Source organism: Nitrospirae bacterium CG2_30_53_67, assembly GCA_001873285.1.
GTDB lineage: Bacteria > CG2-30-53-67 > CG2-30-53-67 > CG2-30-53-67 > CG2-30-53-67 > CG2-30-53-67.
This window is the reverse complement of record MNYV01000002.1, coordinates 1-8,464: the sequence shown is the minus strand read 5'-3', so window position 1 is coordinate 8,464 and position 8,464 is coordinate 1. Positions and strand designations below refer to the sequence as shown.

At 55.3% G+C, this 8,464-nt stretch carries 6 protein-coding genes and 1 pseudogene; all 7 read right to left on the bottom strand.

Translation table 11 applies throughout. From position 1 onward, the window contains the following. Positions 1–56: 56 nt before the first annotated feature. The 7 genes and pseudogenes from AUK29_00060 to AUK29_00030 all read right to left on the bottom strand — a co-directional run bounded on the left by AUK29_00060 (position 57) and on the right by AUK29_00030 (position 8,464). On the bottom strand, positions 57–1,847 hold the full coding sequence (locus AUK29_00060) for a hypothetical protein (GenBank protein OIP66791.1): 1,791 nt from the start codon (positions 1,845–1,847) through the stop codon (positions 57–59). A gap of 55 nt (positions 1,848–1,902) precedes the next feature. Beyond that, complete coding sequence (locus AUK29_00055; GenBank protein ID OIP66790.1) at positions 1,903–2,886, bottom strand: electron transfer flavoprotein subunit alpha; 984 nt, start codon at positions 2,884–2,886, stop codon at positions 1,903–1,905. A 10-nt stretch (positions 2,887–2,896) separates the two neighbouring features. Next, positions 2,897–3,085, bottom strand: a complete 189-nt coding sequence (locus AUK29_00050; GenBank protein ID OIP66789.1) for a hypothetical protein — start codon at positions 3,083–3,085, stop codon at positions 2,897–2,899. A gap of 85 nt (positions 3,086–3,170) precedes the next feature. Next, a complete protein-coding gene (locus AUK29_00045; GenBank protein OIP66788.1) occupies positions 3,171–3,962 on the bottom strand; it encodes an electron transfer flavoprotein subunit beta in 792 nt (263 codons plus the stop codon). Positions 3,963–4,320: 358 nt separating this feature from the next. After that, positions 4,321–5,475, bottom strand: coding sequence for an acyl-CoA dehydrogenase (locus AUK29_00040; protein ID OIP66787.1), 1,155 nt, complete (start codon positions 5,473–5,475; stop codon positions 4,321–4,323). A 103-nt stretch (positions 5,476–5,578) separates the two neighbouring features. Next, positions 5,579–7,294 carry a hypothetical protein gene (locus tag AUK29_00035; GenBank protein OIP66786.1) on the bottom strand — a complete coding sequence of 572 codons (1,716 nt, stop codon included), beginning with the start codon at positions 7,292–7,294 and terminating at the stop codon, positions 5,579–5,581. A 301-nt stretch (positions 7,295–7,595) separates the two neighbouring features. After that, positions 7,596–8,464 (bottom strand): annotated as a pseudogene (locus AUK29_00030) (fatty-acid oxidation protein subunit alpha).

Sequence of the window (8,464 nt, the reverse complement as noted above, 5' to 3'; positions counted from 1 at the left end):
GTTGTATGGGCGGAGGAATCGGGAAACCGGGGAGGCAGAGCCTATCAATATCAAGCTCAGAATTCTTTTTCGTACAGGCTGTCCAGCAGGTCAAAATATTTCCGCGTGATGATCTTTCTTCGGAGCTTCATGGTGGGGGTGAGTTCGCCGTTCTCCTGGCTGAGTTCATGGTCGAGGAGTGCAATCTTCTTGAGCTGCTCAAAGCCGGCCATGTCTTTCATCTTCTCTTGAATCCGATCGAGGAGGAAATCGTAAATCCTAAGATCATGGATCATCTCCTGATGAGTATTGAACGCAACTCCACGGGCGCCCCAATACTCGCTCAGGATGTTGAAGTCCGGCGCCACAAGTCCCGTGAGGTATTTCCTCCCGTCACCGTAGACCATGACCTGACTGATGTACTTGTCCGATATCAGGAGGTTTTCGATATTCTGCGGAGCGACATTCTTGCCGCCGGACGTGATGATGATATCCTTCTTCCGGTCTGTGATCGTGATGAAACCTTCCTCATCCATCATCCCGACGTCCCCTGTATGCAGCCACCCGTCTGCATCAACGGCCTCGCGTGTCGCTTCCTCGTTTTTGAAATACCCTTTCATGACCGAAGGACTGCGTGTCAGGATTTCACCATCCTCGCTGATCCTGACCTCGACACCGGGAAGGGGTTTTCCAATAGTTCCGAACCTGATCTGATCATGCCGGTTGGCCGAGATCACCGGTGAACTTTCGGTCAAACCGTATCCTTCCACAATGGTCACGCCTGCGGCATAAAAAAACTCTGCAATCTCTTTTGAGAGCGGCGCCCCACCGGAGACAAAATACCGCAGCCGGCCTCCCAGCCTCTCTTTGATCTTCTTGAACACCAGGTGGTCCGCAACGGCATAACGCAGACGGAGTAAAGAGGGGCCTCTATCCCCCTGCAAACGATAAGGAGCCAGCCTCTTTCCAACATGGATTCCCCAGAAAAAGATCTTCCGGCGGATCTTCGGGCCTTGATGCACCTTCTCCAGAACCCGTGCATACATCTTCTCAAAGAGCCTTGGAACCGAGATCATAAGCGTTGGGCGAACCTCTTCCATGTTATCGGCCACCTTGTCAATCCCTTCGGCATAGGCGATGGTTATGCCGTGGAAGATCATAAAGAACTGTCCGACGGTCCTTTCGAAGACGTGGCTTAATGGGAGGAAGGAGAGGCAGGTGTCTTCATCCGATACCGGGACCACGCAGTCCGCCGCATCGCAGTTAAAAAGAATATTTTCATGCGTCAGCATCACCCCCTTGGGTTCGCCGGTGGTTCCTGAGGTATAGATAATCGTGGCCGTATCCATAGGACCGGTCCTCTGTGTATGCTCGTCATAGAGGCCGGGTTGAGCAAGGAAGAGTTCTTTCCCTTTCTCCAAAAGATTTTCAAATTGCATGACGCCCGTATCCTCTAAACGATCCATGACCACGATTTTTTCAAGATACGACAGGTCATCAAACACGGCCTTGAGTTTCTGAAGCTGTTCTCCGGTCGAGACAATCACCACTTTGCTCTCGGAGTTGTTCAGGATATAGGCAATCTGTTTGGGGGTGCTGGTCGGATAGATGGGAACCGTGACCGCCCCTTCTGAAAGGATCGCGAGATCGGAGATGGGCCACCCAGGTCTGTTCTCGGACAAGAGGGCCACGCGGTCCCTTTTTTTTACGCCGATCGTGGACAGGCCGAGGGCGAAACGGCATACCGATTCCCCGAACTCCCTCCAGGTGATCGTCTGGTAGCGCCCCATGATCTTGTACATGAGGGCGGTTTTGTCCCTGTACTGGTCCACGCATTTTTGAAAACGTGAATGAAGTGTGTCGTTCATATTTTTGCCCGTGCCGCTATTTTTCAAATCTCAAATTTCAAATTTGAAATTTCTTTTATTCATGACCCAGCACTTTTTTCAGCTCCTCAGTCAGAAGCGGAACAATGGTAAAAAGATCTCCGACGATGCCGTAATCAGCCTTCTGAAAGATCGGCGCACCGGGATCGGAGTTGACGGCGACAATGGTGCGGGATGTCCCCATGCCGGCCAGATGCTGCACGGCCCCCGATATCCCGCAGGCGATATAGAGCTTGGGGTTGACGACCTTTCCGGTCTGACCGACCTGATCGCTATGGGGCCGCCAGCCCGAATCCACGGCCACCCTGGATGCCCCCACGGCGCCGCCCAAAACCCCGGCGAGCGTTTCGAGGATCTTGAAGTTTTCGGCATTCTTCATCCCCCGCCCTCCGGAGACAATCACTTCGGCCTCGGTCAGATCAACCTTCCCCTGCTTTTCATGAATCACTTCCTTCACTTTCGTTCTGATGCCGCCGACCTGCGGGACCACTTTTTGCGCTACGGCGCTTCTCGGCGGATTCAATTCAATGAGGGAAACGACATTGGGCCGGATCGTTGCAAACTGCGGTGACTCGCCTCCGGCCTGCACCTTTGCAACAGCCTTGGCGCCGTAGACGGGCCGGAGAGCCGTGAGGGTTTCATTTTCCAAGCCGATCTCCGTACAGTCGGCCAAGAGCCCGGTCCCCAGGCGGGCGGCGAGACGGGGGGCGAGGTCCCTGGCCAGAATCGAATTTCCCATCAGGAGGATGGCAGGCTTTCTCTCCTGGATGAGACCTGACAGGGCTGAAACATACCCATCCGTGGAATACGGCGTGAGCCTTGGATCCTCCAGGAGGATGACCCGGTCCGCCCCGTATTTTCCGAACTCGGAAGCAACCGCATCGAGTCCGCTCCCGGCCAGGACCACGGAGAGTTCTTGGCCTGTCTGATCGCCGAGGCGCCGGCCGGCTGAGACGGCCTCAAACGAGACTTTCTTGACCTTCCCGTCCTTGATTTCGCCGATGACCATGACCCCGCTCATGATGTCCTCCCTACTTGAAAATCCACCAGTTCAGAATGCTTTCATTATGAGTCAGTTCTGCATAGGTCCCGATTCCGAGGAGGATCACGTAGATGATCAGGATGCCGAGCAGGATATCCGGCCCGTAACGTTTCCAGAAAGAGTGATCCTGGTTCTCTTCCGTCTCCCTGACCCCGGTCGTGCCTTCATTTTTTCCCATATCTCCTCTCCTTCTATCCTGTATCCCTGTTTCCTTCTGTTGGTTTCCCCCTGTCCCCTATCTACTGTCTGCTATCTACTGTTCTTTACAGCGCCTTGGCCTCTTCCTTGAGAAGCCTGACCAGTTCCTTGACCGCATCTTTAGGCTCACCCGGAATGACCTTGCCGCCTTTCCGTTCGGCGGGCAGTGAAAGAGAAAGAAGTTTCTGTTTTGCCCCCTTCTCTCCAACCTCATCCGGAGAAATCCCGGCGGACGCGGCATCCATCACCTTGATCTCCTTCTTCTTGGCCTTCATGATTCCCGGGAGTGATGCATAACGCGGTTCATTCAATCCCTTCTGCGCGGTAACCAGGGCAGGAAGGGGAAGCTCGAGCGCCTCTTTGCCCCCTTCCACCTCCCGTTCCACGGTGATGCTCTTCCGGTCTTCGGAGAGATCGAGTTTTGTAATCACCGTGGCCTGCGGGATTCCCAGAAATTCCGCCAGGGCCGGCCCCACGAATGAGGCATCATCATCCACGGCCTGCTTGCCGCAGAGGATGAGATCATATTCCATGCCTGAGATGACCTTGGCAAGGAGTTTGGCCGTTGTGTATGGATCGGATCCCTCGAAGGCGACGTCCTTGAGATGGATCCCCCGGTCCGCCCCCATGGCGAGTGCGGTACGGACGGCCTCAGCCGCTCGGTCCGGACCCATTGAGATCACAATGACCTCCCCTCCGGCCTTCTCCTTGATTCGCAGGGCCTCTTCCACGGCATATTCGTCATAGGGATTGACCACATAGGTCAGATCCGCCGTGTCGATCTCTCTTCCGCTGGACGCGATCCTGATCCGGGCCGCCGTATCCGGCACCTGTTTGACGCAGACAATGATCTTCATGATCCTCCTCTCGAATTAGGCCGTCGGCTTTCAGCTTTAAGGGTCTTCTCCAAATTAGTGGATAAGAAGGATTCGAGGGTTGAAGAGCTATAGGGTTCTAGGAATCAAGGGGTCAAGGGTTCAAGTGAACCCCGTTAGAGAGACGAGCTCTCTAACGGGGTGAAATACTGAAACGCAAGCAAAATCTCCAGAGAAAAACACTGGAACCCTTGAACCCTAGGACCCTCGACCCCTTATGTTTTTAGCACTTCACTTGACCCCTGGAATCCTTGACCCCTTGAACCCTTATGTTTCCACCCACTCTTTTGGAGATGATCCGCTTTTAATAGCCGCAGATGAATTTTTTACTTTGCCGTGATCAGTACCTCCCTTTCTTAAGCACGTCCCTTGCAATCACCAGATGCTGGATCTCGTTGGTCCCCTCAAAGATCCGGTTGATCCGGGAATCCCGGTAAAAACGTTCAATGGGCATGTGGGTCATGTATCCCATGCCCCCGTGGATCTGCATGGCGCGGTCCACGATCCAGTCCTGCCATTCGGTGCAGAGAAATTTGACCGTTGCAGACTCCCGGCTGAATTTCTCCCCCCGGTCGGCCATGGACGCCGTGCGATAAACCATGCTCTCCATGGCGTAGATCTTCGCCGCCATCTCGGCGAGATAGAACTGAATGATCTGCTGATCCGCGATGGGTTTGCCGAACTGCCGGCGTTCCTGCGCATGCCGCACCGAAAGATTGAGCATCTCCTTCCCGGCCCCTACGGCCGCGGCGCCCAGCCCCAGCCTCCCATAGCCCAGGGTCGCCATGGCGTTTTTAAACCCATCCCCTGACTTTCCCAGCACATGGGAACGGGGTATCCGCATGTTTTCAAAAATCAGTTCCGCCGTATTGGAGCCCCGAATCCCCATCTTTTTTTCCAGGGTCCCCACGGTGAAACCGGGGGTGTCGGTGGGGACAATGAATGCGGTGATCCCTCCCCTTCCGCCTTTCCCAGGATCGGTAGCAGCGTACAGGATCATGATGTCGGCGATCCCCCCGTTGGTGATCCAGATTTTGCTCCCGTTGATGACAAAGTCGTCTCCATCCTCCACGGCGGTGGTGCGGATGCTTCCCGCATCGGAACCGGCGCCGGGTTCGGTCAGGGCGAATGCCCCGAGCTTCTCCCCTCTGGCCATCGGAACCAGAAATTTCTGCTTCTGCTCCTCGGTCCCATCCAGCAGGATCGGCATGCACCCGATGCTCTGGTGTGCGGCGATGGTGATGGCGAAGCTCGCGCACCCATGGGAGAGTTCCTCCATCATGATGCAATAACCCACCTCGCCGAATCCGCTCCCTCCATAAGCCTCCGGGATCGCGATCCCCATCAGGCCGTTTTCCACCCCTTTTTTAAGAAGCTGAGCCGGAATCTCCTCTTTCCTGTCGATCTCAGCCGCGAGAGGCCTCACCTCCTGATCCGTGAACTTTCTCACCATCTCCCGGATCATGCGCTGCTCTTCGGTCCATTCAAAGTCCATGTTCATCTCCAGGCCGTGAGCCATTTTTATTGCCGATAACCAAAGAAGATGAACTCGTAAAAAGTCTAAAAACTTTTTACGAGACCATCAAAAAAGATTCTGTTTAAAACGGATAGGCCCCCTTTTCGATGGTTTTGCCCGAGACGGCGGTCAGGATCTCATCATCGTTCCGGTCGATCATTCGGCTGTTCTTCCGGACCCTGCGCCAGGCGAAATTGCAGAAGGTCCTGCATATATTGATCTCATCCGAGGCCTTGTCCGCGCCCTTCTCCTTGATGGCGGAGCTGACCCTCGATATCACACAGGTCATGACATAGAGATCCATGACCATCTCTGCGATCCGTTCCAGGACGAATTCTTTCTCAACGATTTTCTTTTTATAACGGCGGATCACCTTCTCGGCGACCTCGGATAGATGCCGTGTATATTCTTCCACACGGCTGTATTCATCCTCCAGCAGATGTTCGGCCAGCGTGATCCGGTCTCCGGCCAGGGAGGTGATCTTTTTCACGGCATAATCCGCAAGCTGTCCGAAGTTGTGCAGGGGGTCCTGAATGGCCTTGGCCACCTCCTTGAGGACCTCACCCGGCCTCTGAAGCCCGGAGAGGGCGATGAAAAGACGGAGGATCTCGTTGGTCCCTTCAAAGATCATATTGATGCGGGAATCCCTCAGGAAACGCCCATGGGGGTATTCCTCCATGTAGCCGTTCCCGCCCATGATCTGGAGGGCATCGTTGATCAGCTCCCACAACCGTTCGGTGCAGAAGACCTTGGAAACGGCGGACTCCATGGAAAAGTCCACGTCCCCGCGGTCCACGAGGCCGGCGGTCATGTAGGTGACACTCTCCATGGCATAGGTGTTCACGGTCATGCGGGCGATTTTCTCCCGGATCATCTCGAATTCGGAGATCTTCTTTCCGAACTGTTCCCGCTCCCCGGCATGAGACAGCGATGACTGGATCATGGTCCGTGCTGCGCCCACGCATCCCGAGGCCAGCCCCAGGCGGCCCGAGTTCAGGATCTCCATGGCCGTCTTGAATCCGTTCCCTTCCTGCCCCAGAAGGTTCTCCACCGGGACCTTGACATTCTCAAAGATCACCGGCGTGGTGGAGGACCCCCGGATTCCCATCTTCTTCTCTTCAGGTCCGATGGTGATCCCGTCCAGATCCCTGGTCACAATCAAGGCGGAGATCCGGTTCTTCTTCGCCCCCTTCACGAGAACCTCTGTCTGGGCGAAGACCGTATATAAATCCGCGATGCCCCCGTTGGTGACCCACTGCTTGGATCCGTTTAAAATATAATGGTCCCCCTTGCGCACGGCCGTGGTTTTCTGGCTCTGGGCATCGGACCCGGCGCCGGGCTCTGTCAGACAAAAGGCCGCAATCCATTCTCCGGAGGCCAGTCTCGGAAGGTATTTCTTCTTCTGATCCTCAGTGCCATAAAGGAGAATTCCTTTGAGCCCGATGGACTGATGCCCGCCCACGGTCACGGCGACCGAGGCGCTGGTCCTGGAGAGTTCCTCGATCACCCTGCAATACCCCCGCTGGGAGAGTGAGAACCCCCCGTACGCTTCGGGGATGACCATCCCCATGAGTCCCAGTTCGGATAACCCCTTCATCACATCCTTGGGGATCCGTTTTTCTCTGTCGATGACATCCGGTTTGATTTTATCCCTGCAGAACTTGGCTACGGAGTCAATGACCATGTTGAGGCTTTCCCTCTCCTCCCCTTGAAGATGGGGAAAAGGAAAAACGATGTCCTCCTCGATCTTCCCTTCGAACAGGGCCTTGCAATAGCTTCTCTGCTCTACATGGGCCATAAGGCGCTCCTTATAAATAAACGTTCAAAGGGTTTGAACGTTTTGAAGAGTCATCAACCTCCGGCAAAGCTGGATGCTTGACGTTTGCCGGCCCCTCAAAGGGGCCTATTCGTAAAAAGTTAAAAACACCCTCCCCTTAACCCCTCCCCTCCTCCCCTTACTACAAGGGGGTCTCCCCCTCTTATTTAAGAGGGGGTCGGGGGGAGTTATCCCTCTGACGGGTGCAAGGGGGAGTTAGAGGTAAAGCATTTCGGTTAACCGCATACACCCGGCATGGTCAACCTCTGGGAGTCCCCCTTTTTTAATTTTCCGGGTAGAAGAGCTCTTTCTTCTCGGCCATCTTCACGATCAAATCCGCCGGCTTGAAACGATCCCCGAATCTCCCGGCAAATCCTTCGAGGTCTTTCCGGATCTTCTCCATGCCGATTTCGTCTGCATATCTGAGCAGGCCGCCTCGGAACGGCGGGAAACCGGTTCCGAAGATCATCCCGGCATCCACGACCGAGGGCCGGTCCGCGATCCCTTCGGACAAGATCATGGCCGCCTCGTTGATCATGGTGAGAATGAGCCGTCCGGAGATCTCCTTTTCCAAGAGAGGGGGGCTGCCCTTGCGGATTCCGGAAATCAGGCCGAGAGTCTCCTGTGCCACGAACCGCTCTCTCCCTTTATAGGCGTAAAACCCCTTGCCGTTTTTCTTGCCGAGCCGTCCGGCCTCCACCATCTTGGACAGGATCACAGAGGGGCGCATCCGATCTCCATAGGCCTGGTGCAGGATCCCGGCGACCTTCATGGCAACATCCAGACCGATCTGATCGAGAAGGATAAAGACCCCCATGGGCATCCCGAAATGGAGCATCAGCCGGTCGATGGTCTTGATCTCCACGCCGTCTTCAAGCAAAAGCGCCCCTTCGTTCAGGTAAGGCATCAAAATCCGATTGACCAGGAATCCTTCCCGGTCCTTGACCACGATCGGGGTCTTTCCCAGCTTCTTCCCGAGCGCCACAATCGCAGCCACGGTCTCATCCGAGGTCAGATCCCCTCGGATCACTTCGACCAGGGGCATCTTGTCCACCGGGTTGAAGAAATGCATCCCCACGACCTTGTCCGGATGTTCGGAGGCCTTGGCCAGTTCGGTCACGGAAAGCGAGGAAGTGTTGGTGGCGAAGATCG